The organism is Selenomonas sp. oral taxon 138 str. F0429 (assembly GCF_000318175.2).
Classification (GTDB): Bacteria; Bacillota; Negativicutes; order Selenomonadales; family Selenomonadaceae; genus Centipeda; species Centipeda timonae.
Map to the genome: position 1 here is coordinate 227 of NZ_KB290930.1, position 20,633 is coordinate 20,859.

Here is a 20,633-nt window from a genome sequence, read left to right on the forward strand (position 1 = left end):
CGGGGGGGGGGGGGAGGAACTCTCTTCCATTCCAAAGATACGGTCAATAATCTTATCCCCCACAACTGGACGATAATGAACCGTATCATAGTAGTTGTGATTATCTACAGCAATCTCATTCAATCCACTAAAATCATAATACGGAACGACATTTGCCAATCGGCACTTAAAATCATTAAATTGGTTAAAATCCATATCTAAATATGCGGCTTTACTCATAGGGTTAATAAACACAATAAGTTCAATGCCGTGTTGATCTGTAAATGTCTTAATTGCTTTAATCTCATCAATCGCATCACTTATACGATTGCGAGAAGTTGGACTTATAAAAAGAGGGAGGTTTTCAGCATACCCTTCGGGGTTAGCAGCAATCTTTTTTTCTGCGATATCCTGAAAAATTCTTCCAGTGTTATATATATCGTATCGAAACTTTCTATTATCTGTTGAGAAGATAACTGGTCGCTGCAATAAAAACATAGTATACATTTTCCAATCATAGTTATAATACGGTCTACGCAATGGGTTCTTTTCGTTTTCTATTGGATCTAATAAAAAAGAAACATTATCCACACCAATAATAATTTGATTTATGACAACGCCTCCTGCAAGAAGTTGTTTTATGTCGTGCAACCATTCTGAAGGAATTCCTGCAGCATACGTCATATTATAATATTTTTTCCCATTACGAATACGAGTAAGATCTATGCTTGCTATGCGAGATGAGCCAAAGCAAAAGGAATTATATTGATCAGGATGTTGCAATAAAAATCTCATTTTAACAAACCGTTCAGGTATGTCAGCTTTTGGTTTGGAATAATCCCCGTGAAAGAGTCCATATTCATCTACTGAATAGTTATATCCCATAATAACTAACACAAATAAACTCGTTATAAATAAAAGGCTCTTAACAAATTTTTTCACAAGAATTCTCCCCGAGTGTAATCAACATAGGTTTATAAAGTCAGATGTTTTATCTACATACCTTGAGGTTTAACGGCTTGTAATAGGTGGTCCTTTGTCTTAAGCTATGAAGTAAATTCAGTGCGTTATGGTGGTAACGCTCCCTGAAATGATTCATGCGATGAATACCATAGTATTGAACCGTCTTCTGATCGTTCCGACTGGTATACTGACTGCTATGATCCGAGTGCCGGATTGCTCCTCTGAGGTTCAGGTAGGAGATCATGGCGGTATCGAGCATGCTAACACATAGGGAATCCTTCTTGTTCGTATCTATAGAGAGTCCGAGTACACCGGTCTCATAGTAGTCAAAGGATACTGAAATATAGAGCTTTCCGTCACACTCTCTAATGTTCTTCATGCAGTACCGCACTTTGGCAATGAGATATTGACCTTAACGCCACGATGCAAGAGGTTATCCGAGATTTGTACCTTCCGCTCTATTTGGATGATACTATTGGGTTTTCGAGGGATTAATCCGATCTCTTCCGTCACACGATAGCTGGTGCGTTCACTCGAAATATGGACGCCTTCCTGCTGTTTTAGCTTAAATACTTGAAACATACGGGTTCTCACGTAGATATGTATTATTGTATTCACCTTCTGGATGAATCCGCATCATGACATCTTTCATTGCTTGGTATTTCCATGGACGGTCTTTGTTCACCAGATATCGATACCTCCTCTGTGTCCAGTTTTAGTTTACCACTTCAAATGTCGGCCCTGTTAATGTCGCAAGCAATTACATTATAAACAAATCGCTTGCCCTTATGAGTTGCAGACACATTTGTGATTATAATAAAAAAGAAAAGGAATACTAAGGCATTTAGATTCAGGGGTATAAATTCCACAGTCCCTAGAAAAACGACCATTACCATTAGCAGCCAAGTTGCAACATACATATCCCGCAACATTAAATAATCACGATGCGCAGAAAAAACAGCTCCCTCATTCTTTACAGAAGAAAAAATACGATACCATTCCTGATTCTCATACTTTCTCCTTTGTTTCAAACATGTGATCTTTTCTATTTCCGAATAAATATCGCTATACCGTTCTAATGCTTTCGAGCGTGTAAATCGTATATCACCATCATTTTCTCGTATATCGTCGAAAATGAACTCGCCTGGTAGTATCCGCCATAGATATACTAAGCGAAACTTTATTTTATCAGATAATAAAGAATCAAAAATCACTATATATAGATAGAACACTGAAAGCAATGCAACTATGTTAGTAATCTTTATACCAACCCCCTCAATACCTACAATGTGATCAGACATATCGAGGTTTAATTCACCCAAAAGAAGTAGCACACTGATACAATTTGCGAAAATATATTTTTTTAATTCTTTGTCTCGATAGTCTTTCAGGTTCCCCATATATAGTCTCCATCGGTGAATTTTTTCTTCACAATATCATCTATCATATTGTGGATTGCAACAAACAGTACCATTACGATGGCAGTCAAATACTATATTCCCCTTCCATCTCGTAGAATAGACATGGCGAGAGTAGTTCCTGTATTTATTAGTAGCATCTTGCTCCGGTTTCTTTCCCACAGACACAATCGTGTATTCAGGTTTCATTACCGATACCGCCTCTTGATAATATCCACTGTTTCTACCATGATGTGCTGCTTTCAAAATAGTAACATTAGATATTTCGCTTTTATAGTTTTCCAGAATGTACTCCCATGTAGGGGCTTCGGCATCTCCACCTAACAATATTTTACATTTCCCATACTGTATCAACAAAACGGTACTCATGATATTAGGCTTATTTTCTGAGATAGCTTGTTCTACTAAAGCTTCTGTTGGTGAAAGAATAAGAATGCCATCTTCTTTATAATAGCTGTTACACGCCCCCGATGACAAGCTCAGAATTCGCGGACTCTGTGATTGTATGCCAATTTGTTTTCTCCATAATTCATACTGTTTCCAGTCTTGTCGTTGTTGTGAAGAAAGTTCATCATTGGCAGGAAAGCTATTTTGGTGTAGCCAAACATTTTGACACCTTTTTGCTATTTCATTAATTCCACTTATATGATCCATATGGGGATGTGTGATAACAAAACGGAACAATTTATCAATCCTATGTCCCTCCATATATTCTACAGGATTTGTTAACTGAATATTATATCCTGGGCATTCTTGAATAATCTCTTCTTTTGTTTCCTTATCAATAGATTGTGCATTATTTATGTCTATCATAGTAGTACGAAATGTATCTTCATTTCACACCTCACTAAAAACCATAACGGTTATATACATCATGAACTAAATAGTTCCACAGTCTACAGGAATCCGATCTCCTGTAATGGACATTGCCTTATCCGACAACAAAAATGCAACCATCGCTGCAACAGAGGACTCCTGCGTTGCCATTTTCATCGAAGTCCGCTTATAAATACGGTCTTTTTGATTCTCCGTGAGTTTTGCACTCATATTCGTATCCATAAACCCAGGGACAACACAGTTACAGCGAACATTCCGCTCGCCCCACTCACGTGCACAGCCGATGGTGAAGGCCTCCATTGCACCTTTTGTCGAGGCATACATAGAAAGACCTTTATAGCCGGTATGTGCACTAACCGAAGAAATGTTCACAATACTGGACGAGAGTCCATGACGCAGAGTACCTCGTAAGAATTCACGGGTCAACAAAATAGGTGAAAGGACATTGATCTGATACATCGCCAACAAATCATCATACTTTGCATTAGTAATGATATCATCATAGGCAAAACCTGAATTATTCACCAATCCTGTAATAGGGGAAAAATCCTTGGCTATTTCCTTAAAAAATGTTTTCACTGAGTCCGGCTGACTCAGATCCAAAAAACGATGAAAAAAACGTTCTCCGAAACGCTCTTGTAATTCCTCAACATTCTTTGTTACAGAGCGACTCCCCCCCACAACAATAACCTCAGGGTCGCACTCTAGGATGGCTTCAACAATGGCTCTTCCCAAACCGCCAGAATCCCCTGTCACTAAAGTTGTTCTTTTCATTGTGGTCTCACCTTTTTTCCCGTCCGTGACAATTCCAAATGATCCACAAAATAGATAACACGTGGACATTTCCATGATTGCAGACTCTCTGCAAGATGCTTAAGAATTTTTTCCTTCAGAACTACATCTTCAATAGCGACTCTCTGTTTAACGACATGCGCAAGAAGCACATGTCCAAGTAATCGGTTCTCCTTTCCTGATACCAGGACATCTGCAACACCATCTACCTGGCGTATTACCGCCTCCACTTCATTCGGGTTAACCTTATAACCTCCGACGTTGATCATCTCTGTCTTGCGCGAGATAAAGCAAAAACGGTTTTCTCCAACAGATTCGACAAGATCTCCCGTCGAAAACCACTCACCATCCTGAAGGGGGACACCGCCGCCCAAGAGACTCGCATAGATCAACAGTTCTCCTGTATTAAGGATCCTAATCTTGTCCTTCAATTTCAGAGGAATTGAAAATTCGTTTCCATCACTTGTAAAGAGTGCTCCTGCCTCCGTTGAAGCATAGATATTGCGTATTTCCGCGTTTGGAAATACACGTTTCACATCAGGTAACAATGTTTCGTCCATTTGTTCTCCACCAAAGGTGAGTCGCTCCATCGTCTCATTAACATCCGCCAGTGGCAGAAACATCTTATAATAACTTGGAGTCGCTGACAAATTTGTTACACGATGTTCTCTCAATAATTCTGGCACATGATGGACAGGCTGCCCAAATACATAGACCACAGGATTCAGATTGCACAGTGCCTGCAAAAAAACCTGTAGCCCAGCATAGTGCGTAGGATTATAGGCAAGCGCCCATACCTTATCCGCCAGCTTGGGGGAACGCTTTACTGTACGTGTCAACGTTTTCAACGTATGATAAACCTTTTTGGGGCGTCCGGTCGTCCCCGACGTATAAAGCGTAAGAGTCCATGTCTCATTTTTGAGTAAGTTTTGGATGAGCGAATCCGACGTGATATTATCGATGACAGGCACTTCTTGCTTTTGGTTTAGCATATCATCACTAATTTCTATGCGATGCAGTTCATCCAAGGATAAGTCTGCATCCAACACTTCAATTGCGACGTTATGCAAGACACTTGCAAGCAATGTACAATAAAAAGTATAGAGATTATCGATACGTAAGAAAGCAGGAATCTCTTTCACTGTTCCGATATCCTTTAGTAGAGATTGGTATGAGTAGATTTTATTTGCTTCGGTATCAATCAGGAATACATCAGCCATGGAGTTTAGCCTCTACTTCTTGGATGGTGTCAACAAGCCCATCTGCAAAGATATCAATGCCGAACTCATCTTCTACCAATACGGTTAGTTCTGCCAAATCAAAGGAGTCGAACCCTAAATCCTTTCGTAAAGACATAGACAGATCCACATCTTCCCCAAGGTTTTTCTCCTTTTTTTCTAGAATCCCCTTGATAATTTCCTTCAACTTTTGATTCATCTTGCTACCTCCCTTAGTTCACTGATGTTCTTTCCACCACTGTAAAAACTTCCGTTCCCCTTCTTCAATAGATTTTCGATTACGAGGGAGCAGAGGCTTTGCAGGATTGCCAATATGTAATCTCCACGGCATAGTAGATTTCATAACAACAGACATTGCACCGATCGCAGTCCCCTCTTCGAGAGTGACATTAGGCATCACAACAGAGTTCGTCCCTATGATGGAATGTCTTCTCATAACAACTTCACCAATAATTGTATTTGGATGAAACTGTGTAGGTATCGTCACATTTGTAAGACCTTCAAGATAGTCATCTGACCCACAAACGATCCGAACACCGGCCGCCATTCCACAAAAGTCTTCCATAACAAACTTTGCATCTCGTCCACCTATAATAGAACATGACGGTGCTATATGGCAATGGTTGCCAATAGAAACACTCGTTGTAAAATAACAAAATTCATCAATGACAACATTATCACCAATTTCCACCTCGGAGGGGTAACGAAAATATACATTTCTACCAATTTGAACGTTTTTTCCTATTCTCTTGAATTTATAATCAAGATCCGTATAGCTCATATAGCCCTCCCCAGCAGCGTTCCCTAGGAAAAGAAAGTGTATCTTTCCACGAGGTTATTATAAGAATTTCCTATAGTATTGTATCGTCTCAGGAATTCCGACCTCAAACGGAGTAAATTTAAACGACGGAAAAACGTCTTTGAATCGTTTATCGTCCATCACTTTTTTGGGTGCACCATCCGCCTTTGTGGTATCATAGACAACATCACCTGCAAAGCCTGTATTGTATCGAATGAGTTCCACTAAATCCTTTATACTCACCCCATAATTTTGTGCAATATTCACAGGTTCACTGAAATCACTCCCCTCCCGAACAATATGTACAACAATACGGGAGAAATCCTTGACATAAAGCCACTCACGTACAGGCGCTCCAGTTCCCCATACAGAAACGCTTTTTTCCCCATTTCGTTTCGCACGGAGAAATTTCGAAATCAGCGCATTTAACGCATGTGCTTTATCCGGATCTGTTGAGTCCCCCGGTCCATACATATTGGGGACAAGGAGAGTTATTGTCTCAGTGCCGTACTGCATCTCATAGCATTTACTAACAGCCCATGTAAAACGACGAACAGAACCGTATGCAAAAACAGAAGAATGAACTGGTCCATTTTGCCACTCATCTTCTTTGAATGCCTCCATGGTTGTTGCAGGATAAGCGCAGTTCGCCACGAGGCTGATCACTCTTGTAGATAATGAAAGGTTCTTTATCGCCTCATAAATATTCAAAATCATTCTGGCGTTGTTTGTAATGACTTCACCAGCATGATTTGTTACATAGTTGAGACTTCCAACTTGTGCCGCACAATTAACAAGGTAATCTGGCTGTGCCTTATTAAGTAATGCTATTGTAGAATCCATGTCACGCAAATCACAGGTCTTGCGCGGAGGGGCTTTCACAACAGTTAATCCGACGGCAGAGAGATCATCACAAACATTCTTTCCAACGAAACCTGTAGCGCCCAATACTAAAACTTTCATATCGTTTCTCCTATTACCATCCAGCTGTCACACTGTCGATAATTTGTCCGACTTCATCATCTGAAAGCATATCATGGAGAGGTATATGAATCTGCGTATTATTAAACCGATCTTGCACTGGCAGGTCTTTTCGTATTCCACCAAAGCAGCTATTGGCGTCAATACGTAAATGTACAACTGAGGCGGTAATCCCACGAGATGCCATAGCACGTATAAAGTCCTCCCTACGTTCTACATGGAAGCCAAACAGCCAATTTGCAGACATGCAATGCTCTTCCTGCCTCCATAATGTGATCCCGTAAACGTTCTTGAAAGCCTCTCGATATTTAGATGAAATCATACGCCGACGTTTCATGCGTTCATCAAGATTCTTCAAGTTCGCCAAGCCAAGAGCAGCAGCATAATCGTTCATGTGAAACTTAAAGCCGGGATCTTTTAAATCATATTCACGCTCTCCCAAGATTGACATTGGTGAATGTGCACGATCTATACCAAACCATCTCTTTTTCATGCCTTCTTGTTCATCTGCAGCAGACAAACAACAAACCGCACCACCGTCACCGGTTGTCACGTGCTTAATTGCCTGAAATGAAAAACAAGTGAAGTCTGAAATAGCTCCAATGGATTTGCCATGATAACTGGCTCCCAAGGCATGTGCAGCATCTTCGATAACCTTAAGGCCATGTCCTTTCGCAATAGCAGACAAGCGATCCATATCACAAGGATACCCGCCCCAATGTATCGGAAGTATAGCTTTCGTTTTTGGCGTAATCTTCTTCTGCACACTATCTGGATCTATATTGCCCGTGTCATATTCTATGTCCGCAAATACGGGAACAGCCCCTTGGCGCAGGATTGCAATCCCTGTAGCAATAAATGTCTGTGGCGATGTGATCACCTCATCACCAGGAGCGATACCAGCGAGTTCCAACGCGAGTTCCAGTGCAGTCGATCCGCTATTGAGTGCAATCGGTCGAGGAATGTCAAATTTTTGAGTCAGAGCATCTTCAAACGCCCTGACTTTGACTCCCTCGCTCAAAAACGTAGAGTCTAAAACTGCACTAACACTTTCTCGTGCCGATGGATCTACATAGGTAGCAAACATTCCAATCATGATCAACGCCTCTTTTCATTCTCTAAATCATATTCCATCATAATTGAAACCAGATCCTCGAACTTGGTTTTTGGTACCCATCCGAGTTTCTCTTTCGCCTTAGTCGCATCGCCCCACAGTAACTCAACCTCTGCCGGACGGAAATACTTTGGGTTAACCTCTACCAGAGTTTCTGAAGTGGCCTTATTGATTCCCCGCTCTTCAATTCCTGTGCCAACCCATTCAATGTCAATGCCTGCGTATTTAAATCCGGCTTCAACAAACGCTCTAACCGAATGTGTTTCCCCTGTTGCAATCACAAAATCCTCAGCCTTTTCCTGCTGAAGCATCAACCACATCGCTTCAACATAGTCTTTTGCATAGCCCCAATCACGCTTTGCATCCAAATTTCCTAACTGTAACGTCTTTTGATTTCCATGTATGATATTGGCTATGGCACGAGTGATTTTCTTGGTGACAAAGGTAGCACCTCTACGCGGAGATTCATGATTGAACAGTATTCCGTTACACGCATACAAATCGTAGGACTCCCTGAAGTTCACTGTGATCCAATATGCGTACAGCTTCGCAGCCCCATACGGACTCTTCGGGTAAAACGGGGTCTTCTCACTCTGCGGAGCCGTCTCAGGAAGTCCGCCAAAAAGCTCACTGGTCGATGCCTGATAAAAACGGATATTGCTGCGTAATTCACGAATCGCATCGAGAATACGAAGTGTACCGATGCCATCTACATCAGCGGTAAACTCTGGCACATCAAAAGATACCTGCACATGGGATTGTGCAGCCAAATTGTAGATTTCATCCGGCTGAATTTTTTCAATCAAGCGATTGAGGTTGGAAGAATCAACCATATCACCGTAGTAGATATGGATATCCTTCATCAGGTGCTCAATACGAGCTGTATTAAACACACTCGCACGCCGAATAATACCATGCACCTCATATCCTTTTTCTAAGAGAAGCTCTGCAAGATACGAGCCATCCTGACCTGTTAATCCTGTAATAAATGCCTTCTTCATTCTATATACCTCCTGATTTTATATTGCTCCTTCTGATAATCCACCCTTTGCTAAAGCCCCCATTTCCTGTAAAAATTGTTTTGCAATATGTTCCCAAGAGAATTGATCCAACCATACTTCATCGGAAAACACTTTTTTTTGGTTTTTTTCCAGCTTAAGGAGTTCCAGTGACGTTCCCTCCACATCTCCAAATTTGACAAAATCAGCTACATCACCATATAGTTCTCTCAAAACTGGTATATCGGTCAGCAGTGATCTTGTCTGTAAATACAGAGCTTCTAGTGGCGGCATGCCAAAACCTTCGTCTTTGGACAAGAAGATGAAGGAACGACAATTTCGCAATAAAAATTGCTTTTCACCTTCACTAATATAATCGGTATAAAACACCCCATCTTCTTGTATCCGATCTTTTACACCAGTAACCCACAAATCCAAAGGGTTCTGGCTTTTTTTTCGATACGATTTATACGATTCTATCAAAAAAGGAAATGCTTTATTTGGTGTATCCCCTGAGATCGTATAAAAGAACTGCTTCTCCTGTAGATCTCCGAATTTATTGTCCTCTATATTCTCATGTCGTGGCACACCATGGGTTAAGACCAAAAACTTCGTTGTTTCCTTTTTCGTATGCTCTTTGAGCATATTTGCAATGTAGTTCGTATACGCATGAATACAGTCCGCTCTTCTAAAGGCAATATAACATCCCAGCTGGCGATAAATTGCTCCAAACCACTGCCGGCTAAATAGTCTCTGATGTTCTGTAAAGAACATTAAGTCATGTATTGTAACGACCACTTTTATATTTTTCTTTATAAATGGAACCACTATGTTTTCTGGAAAATATGCAATATCCGGATTTATATGGTTAATGTAATAGGGCAATACGAACGCATCACCGATACCTCTTGGAATATATATTTCGCGAAATACAAAATTACTGGAAAAGCGGGCATGAATTTGTGATCGATCATTTGTTAGTATTGTATATTTATTCTCCTGATCAATCTCTCCAAGAGTCTCCAGAAAAGCTTTTAAGGTTAGCCCCATACCACGCGGCGAGCCTTCTAAAACTCTTCCGTCGATACAGATATGCACAACAATCCACCTCTGTCACAATCTTAGATTTAGCACAATATATCTTCTGCTATGATATCTACGCTATATTTCAACTTATGTTTCTTTATTTGTATATAATCTTCATTGTCAAAGGGTTCCAACAAAGCTCTTGCTAGGATCGATCTATCTTCACTAGAGTCATCTAATTTTATAAAAAAGGCGTTTTTATAGTCTGAAAACAACTCCTTAAATATATCAATATCGGATAATATTACCTTAGTTCCAGATGCAACAGCCTCAAAAGGCGGAGCTCCTACCCCCTCTGAAAGACTTGGAAACAAAAACAACTGTGCCTCGCTATACAGGTTTATCAACTCATCAAGAGAAACCTTATGTAAGTGTTTTACACGATTTTGTAATGGATATTCCGATAGAAGTTCATCTACTAGTTCGTATCCCTTTCCTGCCCAACTATTACCAAATAAATATAGCTCCATATCAGGTTTTAATGAATGAATTATAGAAAAGAGAAATAGGGTTCTCTGTAAGTTTTTTCGTGGTTCCCCTGTGCCAAACCCTAATACATAATTCTTCTTATGTACACCCTGTCCTCTCTCTGCAAGAGAAATATACGCATCATGGAGGTGAAACGGAACTATTTTAATCTTATCACTTTTCCCGCCTAAAATGTTTTCTAACTTTTCTTTTACTTCTCTTGAAAACGTATAAATCTTATTTGCGCTTATCATCCATAATCGATATTGCAGGTAAAAGATTTTTTTCTTCCAACCAGTTGCCTGCTCGTAGGGAATCACATCATGAAATGTTATATATCCCTTCCACGGGGGGATCAAGGTGTTCGGATTAGATACAACCAATACATTGTATTTGAAGCTAAGCAGTAAACGAACCAGCATATGCCAATGGCGGTTTTCTGTATGTTCTCCTACACAAGAAATATTTACATCGCTGCGCAACTGTAGTTCATGAATTGTCCTATTAACAAGCTTAGACACTGCTGTACCCTTATATCTAGTTGCTGTTTGAAATGTATCCACATATATTTTCTTCATCATATTTTCTCCTCTGTCAAACACTTACGTTTTTTCCCAAATAGCAACCAAAGGGTAGCAAAGAAGACGAGGTTGAACAGGATCACTTTCCAGAGATAGTTAAAAAATAACACAAGATCAATCGTAAACATTAAGCTATAATAATACACCAGTGCAGAAAGAACAAACAAAAATACATTCACATTCCTTCTTTCCATCATGACAGCTCTCGTAATTCCCGATAGAAAGCCTAAAAAGAACGCATATATACAGGCACCTATATAGCCAAAGAAAATCAATCCAAACAAATCAAAGCGCATATTAGGACCTTGCCCACTGCCTGGAAAAACATGGAGAAATTGCCAATAGAGCTCCTCTATAATAGAGTTATTTGCACTTGACAATAACCCCAGTTTATCAAAAATAGAACCGAAAAGACTAAGAAAAAGGCCTACTACACCACCGCCAAGTCCCACATACTGTCCGGGATGCGCTTGAAAGAAGTATGCAAAAACGTCTCCCGACGCAACTAAACGAATGACAAGCGTCAACAATACCGTCTCGGTATCACTGTTTTCCTCCAAAAACAATGTAAAAATTGCGCCCCCAACAACAAGTGCAAATATGCCAATATACCATGTTTTAATACGACGAAATACAATATTCGCATCTTCTGTAGAATATGTTTTTTTTACATATAAGGTATAGAAAAAAAGTGAGAACATCACAATGAACAAAGAAGACTTCGCACCCGTCGTCAATAATGCAAAGAGAATAAAAAAAACCAATCCAGTATCACTAATTTTTCCCAATATACCACGGGAAACATTCGGTGAAAGATACCGTTCTAATAAAAGAACTAGTAATATGGGAAGAATCGCCAACTCTACCCCCTGCAAGACCTTGCCATATCCTTGATAAAAAGCTGCATGTGTTCCTTGTGAGAATATAGGAAGCCCAAAAGAAAGGTATGTTATTATCCTTTCAAGCACAAAAAGGGTGCCATAAAAATAGTATACTACCACTTTTGGAGTGTTGAATATCGGAATAGTATTTACTATAGAAATAACCTGCGGTGCTAAGCGCCCTTTTTTGCTTGATAGAACAAATCCCAGAAAGAATGCAGTCTCTGTACTAACAAAAGCATAAAACAGTTCATCCTCTGCAAGTATATTGTTTATATACATAAAGACGACAACAGATGCAGCGAATATAAATTGTGCAACAATCACAAAAAGAGGATCAAAAACATTCCTTATGTAGCGATGATATGCGATAATATAAATAAAAAGTGTGATTCCCAATACAACAAAATAGGAAGAAAGATCATTCTCTACTCCTGCCAAGAAATAAAGCCATTCCATTGATCTACCCTCCTTAGAGTTTACATCTGTTTAAGATTTTTTCGAGATGCAATATTTTTTCTTAAACAACTCACGAGACCTCGAAGACCTATACGCTCCAAGAATCTACGTGTTTCACTGCGAAGTATCCATAAGGACATCCTTAATTTTACCAAGGAGGTATTCCCCCCATATTTTTTGATGGCTCTCAAAACTTCTCTATACCCACCGATATAATTCTGGTCAGATTCTCCTCCGTATCGCATCGTGCCAAAAACAGCCGGTATGTATACGCCCTTGACACCCTGGACAGAAAAGCGTAATAGCAACTCGAAGTCCATTGCCGTCTTATAGGAAGGGTCAAATACGCCACATCTCTCATAAACTTCTTTTTTGATAAACCACGCAACAGGGGGGACTTTCATCAGCCCCTGCCATAAATACTTCTCATATTCTGGATCACCAGTCATTTTAAGTATAATGTTTCCATTCACATCAGAATAGTATTGGTCACCAAAAAAAAGTCCTGCATTTGGATATTTTGAAATTGCATCTATCACGATTTTTATGGTATCATCCTGATACCAATCGTCAGAGTTTAGAATTGCGATAACTTTTCCTGTTGCAATTTTTATACCTTTATTAAAGGCATCACATATACCATCGTCTGGTTCACTAATCAGAACATCTATCTCTGGCTCATACTTCTTGACAATCTCCATTGTTCGATCTGTAGATGCACCATCTATGATGATGTATTCCAAATCACAATATTCCCTTTGGCGCAAGACGCTCTGTATGGTCTGTTCAATTGTCGCCTCACTATTATAGGAAACCGTAATCACACTTATCTTCATAGAAAGCTCCTTTGATCTTCCTTCCTAAGCACAAAATTGTATCCACCTTTTATGGATAGCATACCAATTCCAGAGAGAAACAATTATACTCGATACTGCTGCAGAAATAATGAGTCCATAAATTCCACAAGATTCTATCAAAGCAATATATCCACCAAACATAATTAGATAAATGAGAACCGTATTTCTAAGCAAAATATTTGGCTGTGCGGTAGCATTATAGAAATAATACAATGGAATCTCCGGACTCTTGAGAACCATATAGGCCATAAAGATCAGAATAGCCGTCCATGTTTGACCCGCAAACTCCGCATTGACATACCATGTGACGAGAATATCCCACAGAGCAAGTACTCCTCCTGCTAATACCACATGAATGCCTGCAACAAGATAATTGAAGCGCCAAAAAACTTTAAGCAGATCTGCTTCATTTCCTGTGGCGTGGAGGCGGGAAATTCTAGGAAAAACCATTTTTGCTAGAGTTGCTAGAAACCCAAACAAATAGTTAAACACCGTAAAACAGAAATTATATATTCCCAATATCTCTAGTCCAAAGAATCTATTGACGATTAATTTATCTGCTTGTCCCGCTAGCAACGTGAGGAGGAATTGGGCGCTTGAGGATCGTAAGAAAGAGAAAATTTTGTGAAACAAATTTTTTTCCGGCATACAGAAGGAAAATCCATCATAACGCCGCGTACAAATATAAAAGGTACAAAGAGTACGAAGCATGGTCAAAAGAAGAATCCCATAAAAGATGGCGATTTGAGGAAAAGCAAGGTCATAAAAGAACACTGCAAGTACCATCACCAATGTAGAAAACTTAAACACAATTCCTACGACGGAGCAAGACATCCAAGCTTCATATGCCATTAAAAGATTGACGGCAACTGTATTTAGTAGAGAAAATATCAAAGCAACAGAAAGAAGAAGGATAACCTCTATGCCATATGTATAATATTGCCCTTGAAAGCCAAGGAGAGAAACAATCTCTCCACGGAAAAGAAACGCACATATCGTAAGCCCCCCTCCAATCGACACATAGAAAAGGATCCCCAGTGTCAGGACTTGATTACATAAATGGATTTCCTTGTTTGCAAGATATTCGCAAAGATACTTTGAAAGCGCAAGCCCCATGCCAAAGTCCATGAGACCAAACGAACTGTATAGCCCCATAAAGAAAGAGTAAAAACCATACCCCTCAACGCCAAGATGCTGAATGATGGTTCTAATGAGAAGCACTTGAGTAATTAGGTTGGTGGCGTAATCAAAAGCCATCCATATACTATTTTTCAAGAACACCTTGCGCATCCTATGTAAAAATACCTTCCTTTAAACATAATCAATATTAGATGTTTCAACAGCTGTCCGATAGATACTCTCCAAAACTGGAAGAGAAAGAGACACTTCATGATTATGTAAAATAAAATCTCTCGCAGCCCCCCCTGTATCCCTACACTTCTTTTCATCTCTGAGGAGTTCTATAATAATGCTCGAGAACTCCTCTGGAGTATCTGCTACAAAGAGTCCTTGGGCAGGCGTCGCTTCAATACTTCCCTGCCCCAAAGAGGTCGTCACTACAGGCAAGCCGCATGCCATAGCTTCCAGGATTTTGCCTTGCATCCCGGAGCCTGACTGCATCGGCGCAATCGCAAAAGAAGCTTCATTGAGCGCCTCTGCCATAGAGTTGACCTTGCCTACTAAATGTATCTCATCTTTGCCACAAACAGTTTTCTTAATCTCTTCCGCCGGACGCCTACCTATTATATTAACGCGAAATGTAATATTTTCCCCTTTTAACAAAGGATACACTTGCTCAATGAACCATAACACCGCATGAATATTTGGCGGATAGGACAAGTTTCCTGAAAAGACAAAAGTGTTTTCCTTTCGCATATTCAATCGAGGAAAGAACTCCTCGGCCATTACGGCCGACGGGATAATAGATATATTTTTACCTGAGATATATTCTAAATCTTTCTTGGCACATACAATGAGTTTGTGAAAATCATGATAAACATTGCGTTCATAACGTTCAACTCTCTTTCCCTCATACTTTAACCCCCATCGTAAAACCCCCTTTTCAAAAGGTATCCGTCTTTGAATATTGAGGGTCATCGAGTCAACCATATCCAAGACAGCTGGTATATTATATTTTTTCACCAAAGAAACATAGGGTGCCATTCGGATTAAGAAGAAATGGACTACATCATATGTATTTTTTTGCAGTAAATCATCTAACATAAACCGAAACTCATTTGACTGATAGAGTAAGGACTGTAATGGTAGAGACGAAAAACATGCACCTTTAATTAAATGGAGCATAGCCGTTGTACGACTAAAAGGAACCGTAAATACACCGCCTCTGCACAACACGCCAACATACTTCATATCCTCTGGAGATGGCTGCTGTTCAACAAAGCTCAGCAATGTAATCTCATGCCGATCAGCGAGCACTTTTAGTCTACGAAAAATCGTTAGTTGATCACCTTTTTGAGGGGGATATGGAAATCTTGGTGCAATAAAAAGTAGTTTCAACGATACCCCTCCCGTAACACAGTTAAAACAGATTTCCAACAATCGCCAGAGGCACTTCTATTGCGAAATATTCCCCACTCTATATCTATTCAAATCAGTCTCGTCCTCACTCACACTATAACCTTCTGTTGAACTCTTCGTAAACAAAATTCGAATGGTCTGCAGGATGAGAACAAGATCTTGTTTGAGACCGCAGTTTTGAATATACATCAAATCATAAACAAGTTTATCCGATGCAGTCGTATTATACTTGCCAAAAATCTGCGCGAATCCTGTGATCCCAGGCTTTACATTATGACGATAATGATAGGCGGGCAACATTTTGTTAAACTCTTTCACAAATACAGGACGCTCCGGTCTAGGCCCAACTAAACTCATATCGCCTACAAGAACATTCCATATTTGCGGCAGTTCATCAAGTCTTGTCATGCGGAGGAACTTCCCTGCTGATGTAATTCTTGGGTCATTTTCATGCGCCATGACCGGTCCTGAACATTTTTCCGCATCCATCGTCATCGTACGAAATTTATAAACCTTGAATGTTTTCTCGTTTTTCCCAACACGAACCTGACTATATAATATATCGCCTTTCGAAGTCGTCTTAACCAGTACTGCGGACAAAGTCATCAGAGGAAGAAAAAAAATCGCTGCAATAAATGATAACAGAATATCAAGTCCCCGTTTGAGAACACGTTTTTCCGCAGTCAAAAAGAAGTCTTTGGGGCGAAGAAGTGGTATATCATCGATCCGAGTTAAAAGCGACTGATTACATGCCACATCATATATACTCGGTATAAACCTTAGTTCTTTTCCATGTGTATTGGCAAAGAGAAGGATTTGCTCTTTTTCAGAAACATTAAGTTGAGTGCCAGCAAATATAATATCCGACTGTAGGGCTACCTGTCGCCACTCATGTGTTTCAACCAAATTCTCAGCAATATATTTTAGTTCAATCCCCAAATGAGGATATCTCGCAATTTTATTGTATACCCGAAGGCACTCGTCGTCTGTGCCAATAACAAAGGCATTTCTTTTATTTTGATGTTTTTTCCAAAAAGCCCATACAACATATCGCAAAAAGAGCATAATACAGAATACGCTTGCTGTAAATAAAGCAATGTACCCCCCCCATGTCGCCCTGTTTGTTGTAATCACCAAAAACACATATGCTGCTACTGCGGACTGCATCAACGAAACAAGTAGAGCTAACAATATCTCAGCAAATCTTTTATACAGCACGGTATATAAATCATTTATATTAAAACTTATACCCACACATGCAAGCAGGATAAATACTGTTTGTATGTATGGGATCAACTCAAATCGAAATACATCGGTTTTGGCAGAAAAAATATCCGCAATGCAGCAAGATACAAGTATCGCTACAACATCCCCTATGACAAGAGAAAACTTCCCCATCAATAGTGGTCTATTGTTTTTCATGCCAACACCTCAATCTAAACACACCGTTTATATTTACTCGCCAGATAGATGCAACTAACAACACAACCAGTTACTGCGCCAATCAATAAGAAGAGTAATTTTTTGGGCCAGACCGGCTTATCCGGCAAATTCGCTGCGTCAATAATCTGGATGTCCATGCTCTCCATCGCGGCTTGAATCTTGTTCTGTTCATACTGTTTGACAAGGTTCAGATAAACCTCATTTTTAACTTTCGAATCGCGGCTGAGGCGCATATACTCCATGACATCATCCGGAAATGTACCAAGCTCCTCTTCCTTCTTCGCCTGCTGCTTTTCCAGAGCACTCTCACTTGCCGTTGCAACAGCAAGGTTGACCGCAGCAAGCGCACGGTTGCTGAGAAGCTGCGATTGTGTTGGGTTCAATGTTGTCGCATTGGACTCAACTGTCGCGAGCACCTCTACATCAAGGCTATTTTGCAGTTGCTCAAGCTCCTTACGCGCCTGCTGAACACTCGGATGAAGTTCCGTATACTTCTGCTCAAGTCCGACAAGCTCGACACGCTTGGCAACGATCTGGTCGCGAATCTTTTGTACGGTCGTATTGTCTGAGATATGATACGCCCTGCTCGCGGATTTCTGCTCGCCAAGCTTTTCGTTTGCTGCGTCGAGGGATGCCTGCGCCGACTTTTCTGCAACCTGCACTTCGCCAATCGCCTTATCAAACGCCGCCATCTGCTCGATTGCAGCCTTTGCCTGGTCGTCGGGGCTGTAGAGTTTATGCTCACGGCTAAACTGTGCCAGCTTCGCTTCCGCATCCTCAGCCTCATGCTTGGCGGTTCCAATGCGATCATCGAGGAACTTCATAAGCAGTGACTGCGTTTGCTGGTTCATATCCGTCTGCATGAGGAGGAAGTTATCTACCACAGCTTGTGAGATACGCTGTGCTTCCTCAGGACTTTTTCCGCGTGCTGCGACTTCAATAAGATTCGTCCCCTTCGTATTTTTTATATCCAAATATTTTTTTGCGAATCCTTTAGCATCTGGTTTTTCATCTACTTCAAATGCCATTGAATCGATGATCGGATCAAGCACAGTACGGGACTTCATCAGCTCAATATAGTTCATCGTTGGCGAGGAAACGCTTCCCCCACCTACGCCAAGTGCAGCCATCGCGGCAGCTGCACCTGAAATATCAACTTTTGTAGCTGTTCTGGTCTGAACGAGGGTTGTGGACTCATACTGTTTCGGCAGAACAAGCGAAATCACAAGGGCTACGACGGTGCAAATTCCAACGATGCCAAGGATCACAGGTTTATGATCTCCCATTACTCGAAACAGGCGAGAGAGGTCAATCGTGTCTTCATTGTGTTCCATGATCTATTCCTCTCCCTCAGTCTGTCAGCGCCTTATACGTCGCCCATACATTGATATACGGCAGGATATCTTCATTAAATTTGATCCCATCAGAGCGTGGTACGTACACAATGTCGCCGTCCTGTAGTGCGACATTCTGTGTGAGATCATGTTTCTTGATATAGTTTTTGATGTTGATCTGCTTATAATACATGGTATCGCCATCGACACGGAGCACTTGCACCTTTGTACTGCGTCCACGCTTTGTAAAGCCACCTGCCGAAGAGATTGCTGCATAGGCGTTCAATGTGTCTACCTTCAGCTCATGTATTCCTGGCTGTTGAACCTCCCCCATCACATAGATCTTACGTTCACCATAACTCTTGACGAGGATTGACAAGTCTGGAAAGCGCAGATAGTGGCGCAACCTCTCAGAAACAACTTCTTTGGCCTCATCCAGTGTGAGTCCGGCAAGTTTGACCGAACCGGCATAGGGCAGCTGGACATAGCCATCGGGTCCGATCACAACATTATTCAGCCCATTCGTCTTTGCAGAATCGCTCGACTCAAAACTGGAGAAACCGACGATCTGAATATCAAGCACATCATATTTCGTCAAACGATAGGTATCTAGGAGACGATCTCCCTTCAGGGTCGCGATCTGAAAGTCGCCGCCTTCGACGACGCGATAAGGCATATTGCTCGGCACATCCATTTTTTCAGAGGAGTCCACCGCCGCATACACAGACGGTGCCATAATCCCGACGCAGCCTGCAATCGTAACCGCACTAATAGCTGCAAGACTTTTCTTCCATATCATGAGCGTCTGACTCCTTTTCCTATGAGAACCTAGTCCTAATTATACAAAATTAAAATAAACTGTCAAGCCGTTGGCTTTCGTCAAAATAATTCCAATGTCTTGAGCAAAAAGACCCATCCAAAGATGGTAAAGCAAGAAAGCGCACTGCTGTAAACAACGCAGTTGCCCGCAAGCTCCGCATCCGCCTGCATCTGCTGCGCCATGGCAAAGCCGGCGACGGCGCAGGGTGTGGCAAACACGGCGATGAGCGTCACGAGCTCGACACCGCGAAAGCCAAACATGATCGCAAGCGAAAGCACGATGGCAGGCACAATGATGAGCCGCGAGGCGACCGAGAAGATGAGCTGACGCAGATGCGCGTGATAGCTTCCACCGTGAAAGGATGCACCGAGAATGATGAGTGCAACGGGCGTGGTCGCCGCCGCGATCTGCGCGACGGGCTTCAGCACTGGCGCAGGAATCGCCAGCTCTACGAGACGGCACAGAGCCCCCGTAATTGCTCCCAAGATCATGGGATTCATGAGAACGCTGCGCAGGATCGGCAGGAGGTCAAATCGACCGCCGCGAAAGGTCTCAAGCACGAGCACACCGAGTATATTGTAGATGGGAACGATGACTGCAATCATCATGGTCGGAATCGCAATCGCCGCATCGCCAAAGATGTTGCTGACGAGCGGAATGCCCATGAGGACGTAATTGCCGCGAAAGGCCGCCTGGATCATCGGACCGCGTCGGGCATTGTCCGACTCAATGCGGCAGACAACGCCCGTAAAGACGAGTGCCGTGAGCAGCACACCCACCGCACCAAAGAGCATGAGCGTGGGTTGGAATGCCGTCCCCGGATCGGAGATGTAGATGTTGTAGAACATCATAAAGAAGAAGAACACACGGAACACCATGCGATTCATATGCCGAAGTTCTTCCTCACTGAGAAGACGCGAACGTTTCACGAAAACGCCGACCGCCATCAGACAGAAGAGGGGAACGACGCCGCCGAGCGCGACAAAGAAATTGCTAAGCACAAAAAAGCCTCCCCACCCATTCTCCTGTATTATATCAGGAAAGAGG

20 protein-coding genes are annotated in these 20,633 nt (G+C 41.5%); all 20 read right to left on the minus strand.

The genetic code is table 11. The annotated features are described in order from the left end of the window. Positions 1-921 (minus strand): hypothetical protein (locus HMPREF9163_RS01540; protein WP_198142759.1); only part of this gene is annotated, 921 nt, incomplete at its 3' end. Positions 922-1,670: 749 nt separating this feature from the next. Beyond that, positions 1,671-2,342, minus strand: coding sequence for a hypothetical protein (locus tag HMPREF9163_RS01545; protein WP_009439864.1), 672 nt, complete (start codon positions 2,340-2,342; stop codon positions 1,671-1,673). A gap of 36 nt (positions 2,343-2,378) precedes the next feature. Beyond that, entirely contained in the window at positions 2,379-3,173 is a 795-nt protein-coding gene (locus tag HMPREF9163_RS12020; RefSeq protein ID WP_009439865.1) for a ComEC/Rec2 family competence protein, read from the minus strand. Positions 3,174-3,239: 66 nt separating this feature from the next. Then, on the minus strand, positions 3,240-3,971 hold the full coding sequence (locus HMPREF9163_RS01550; protein ID WP_009439866.1) for an SDR family NAD(P)-dependent oxidoreductase: 732 nt from the start codon (positions 3,969-3,971) through the stop codon (positions 3,240-3,242). Then, positions 3,968-5,209: a fatty acid--CoA ligase family protein gene (locus HMPREF9163_RS01555; protein WP_009439867.1), complete on the minus strand. Its 1,242-nt coding sequence runs from the start codon at positions 5,207-5,209 to the stop codon at positions 3,968-3,970. Before HMPREF9163_RS01555 ends, HMPREF9163_RS01550 begins: the two co-directional genes overlap by 4 nt. Then, on the minus strand, positions 5,202-5,426 hold the full coding sequence (locus HMPREF9163_RS01560; RefSeq protein WP_009439869.1) for an acyl carrier protein: 225 nt from the start codon (positions 5,424-5,426) through the stop codon (positions 5,202-5,204). Before HMPREF9163_RS01560 ends, HMPREF9163_RS01555 begins: the two co-directional genes overlap by 8 nt. An 18-nt stretch (positions 5,427-5,444) precedes the next feature. Then, on the minus strand, positions 5,445-6,008 hold the full coding sequence (locus HMPREF9163_RS11610; protein WP_009439871.1) for an acyltransferase: 564 nt from the start codon (positions 6,006-6,008) through the stop codon (positions 5,445-5,447). Positions 6,009-6,065: 57 nt separating this feature from the next. Next, positions 6,066-6,989 carry an NAD-dependent epimerase/dehydratase family protein gene (locus tag HMPREF9163_RS01565; protein WP_037345653.1) on the minus strand — a complete coding sequence of 308 codons (924 nt, stop codon included), beginning with the start codon at positions 6,987-6,989 and terminating at the stop codon, positions 6,066-6,068. Between the two features lie 13 nt (positions 6,990-7,002). Next, the gene (locus tag HMPREF9163_RS01570) at positions 7,003-8,103 is read right to left on the minus strand and encodes a DegT/DnrJ/EryC1/StrS aminotransferase family protein (protein WP_009439873.1); all 1,101 of its coding nucleotides are present in this window, start codon (positions 8,101-8,103) and stop codon (positions 7,003-7,005) included. A gap of 2 nt (positions 8,104-8,105) precedes the next feature. Further along, on the minus strand, positions 8,106-9,122 hold the full coding sequence (gene gmd / locus HMPREF9163_RS01575; protein WP_009439874.1) for a GDP-mannose 4,6-dehydratase: 1,017 nt from the start codon (positions 9,120-9,122) through the stop codon (positions 8,106-8,108). Between the two features lie 18 nt (positions 9,123-9,140). Then, positions 9,141-10,217, minus strand: coding sequence for a glycosyltransferase (locus tag HMPREF9163_RS01580; RefSeq protein WP_157049404.1), 1,077 nt, complete (start codon positions 10,215-10,217; stop codon positions 9,141-9,143). Between the two features lie 29 nt (positions 10,218-10,246). Beyond that, positions 10,247-11,254, minus strand: coding sequence for a glycosyltransferase (locus HMPREF9163_RS01585; protein WP_083475853.1), 1,008 nt, complete (start codon positions 11,252-11,254; stop codon positions 10,247-10,249). Next, on the minus strand, positions 11,251-12,594 hold the full coding sequence (locus tag HMPREF9163_RS01590) for a hypothetical protein (RefSeq protein WP_009439878.1): 1,344 nt from the start codon (positions 12,592-12,594) through the stop codon (positions 11,251-11,253). Before HMPREF9163_RS01590 ends, HMPREF9163_RS01585 begins: the two co-directional genes overlap by 4 nt. 20 nt (positions 12,595-12,614) lie before the next feature. Continuing rightward, complete coding sequence (locus HMPREF9163_RS01595; RefSeq protein WP_009439879.1) at positions 12,615-13,430, minus strand: glycosyltransferase family 2 protein; 816 nt, start codon at positions 13,428-13,430, stop codon at positions 12,615-12,617. A gap of 24 nt (positions 13,431-13,454) precedes the next feature. After that, entirely contained in the window at positions 13,455-14,732 is a 1,278-nt protein-coding gene (locus HMPREF9163_RS01600) for a lipopolysaccharide biosynthesis protein (RefSeq protein ID WP_198142760.1), read from the minus strand. 30 nt (positions 14,733-14,762) lie between these two features. Beyond that, the gene (locus HMPREF9163_RS01605) at positions 14,763-15,968 is read right to left on the minus strand and encodes a glycosyltransferase (RefSeq protein ID WP_083475854.1); all 1,206 of its coding nucleotides are present in this window, start codon (positions 15,966-15,968) and stop codon (positions 14,763-14,765) included. Between the two features lie 57 nt (positions 15,969-16,025). Beyond that, positions 16,026-17,411 carry a sugar transferase gene (locus tag HMPREF9163_RS01610; RefSeq protein ID WP_071606072.1) on the minus strand — a complete coding sequence of 462 codons (1,386 nt, stop codon included), beginning with the start codon at positions 17,409-17,411 and terminating at the stop codon, positions 16,026-16,028. Between the two features lie 14 nt (positions 17,412-17,425). Continuing rightward, positions 17,426-18,766: a GumC family protein gene (locus tag HMPREF9163_RS01615; RefSeq protein ID WP_009439883.1), complete on the minus strand. Its 1,341-nt coding sequence runs from the start codon at positions 18,764-18,766 to the stop codon at positions 17,426-17,428. Between the two features lie 16 nt (positions 18,767-18,782). After that, positions 18,783-19,565: a polysaccharide biosynthesis/export family protein gene (locus HMPREF9163_RS01620; protein WP_009439884.1), complete on the minus strand. Its 783-nt coding sequence runs from the start codon at positions 19,563-19,565 to the stop codon at positions 18,783-18,785. Between the two features lie 80 nt (positions 19,566-19,645). Next, positions 19,646-20,587: an AEC family transporter gene (locus HMPREF9163_RS01625; protein WP_037345662.1), complete on the minus strand. Its 942-nt coding sequence runs from the start codon at positions 20,585-20,587 to the stop codon at positions 19,646-19,648. Positions 20,588-20,633 lie beyond the last annotated feature (46 nt).

What these genes read in the sequence shown, in the direction of transcription:
- HMPREF9163_RS01545 (WP_009439864.1), bottom strand. Translation starts at nt 2,342, where the DNA reads ATGGGGAACCTGAAAGACTATCGAGACAAAGAATTAAAAAAATATATT.
- HMPREF9163_RS12020 (WP_009439865.1), bottom strand. Translation starts at nt 3,173, where the DNA reads ATGATAGACATAAATAATGCACAATCTATTGATAAGGAAACAAAAGAA.
- HMPREF9163_RS01550 (WP_009439866.1), bottom strand. Translation starts at nt 3,971, where the DNA reads ATGAAAAGAACAACTTTAGTGACAGGGGATTCTGGCGGTTTGGGAAGA.
- HMPREF9163_RS01555 (WP_009439867.1), bottom strand. Translation starts at nt 5,209, where the DNA reads ATGGCTGATGTATTCCTGATTGATACCGAAGCAAATAAAATCTACTCA.
- HMPREF9163_RS01560 (WP_009439869.1), bottom strand. Translation starts at nt 5,426, where the DNA reads ATGAATCAAAAGTTGAAGGAAATTATCAAGGGGATTCTAGAAAAAAAG.
- HMPREF9163_RS11610 (WP_009439871.1), bottom strand. Translation starts at nt 6,008, where the DNA reads ATGAGCTATACGGATCTTGATTATAAATTCAAGAGAATAGGAAAAAAC.
- HMPREF9163_RS01565 (WP_037345653.1), bottom strand. Translation starts at nt 6,989, where the DNA reads ATGAAAGTTTTAGTATTGGGCGCTACAGGTTTCGTTGGAAAGAATGTT.
- HMPREF9163_RS01570 (WP_009439873.1), bottom strand. Translation starts at nt 8,103, where the DNA reads ATGATTGGAATGTTTGCTACCTATGTAGATCCATCGGCACGAGAAAGT.
- gmd (WP_009439874.1), bottom strand. Translation starts at nt 9,122, where the DNA reads ATGAAGAAGGCATTTATTACAGGATTAACAGGTCAGGATGGCTCGTAT.
- HMPREF9163_RS01585 (WP_083475853.1), bottom strand. Translation starts at nt 11,254, where the DNA reads ATGATGAAGAAAATATATGTGGATACATTTCAAACAGCAACTAGATAT.
- HMPREF9163_RS01590 (WP_009439878.1), bottom strand. Translation starts at nt 12,594, where the DNA reads ATGGAATGGCTTTATTTCTTGGCAGGAGTAGAGAATGATCTTTCTTCC.
- HMPREF9163_RS01595 (WP_009439879.1), bottom strand. Translation starts at nt 13,430, where the DNA reads ATGAAGATAAGTGTGATTACGGTTTCCTATAATAGTGAGGCGACAATT.
- HMPREF9163_RS01610 (WP_071606072.1), bottom strand. Translation starts at nt 17,411, where the DNA reads ATGAAAAACAATAGACCACTATTGATGGGGAAGTTTTCTCTTGTCATA.
- HMPREF9163_RS01615 (WP_009439883.1), bottom strand. Translation starts at nt 18,766, where the DNA reads ATGGAACACAATGAAGACACGATTGACCTCTCTCGCCTGTTTCGAGTA.
- HMPREF9163_RS01620 (WP_009439884.1), bottom strand. Translation starts at nt 19,565, where the DNA reads ATGATATGGAAGAAAAGTCTTGCAGCTATTAGTGCGGTTACGATTGCA.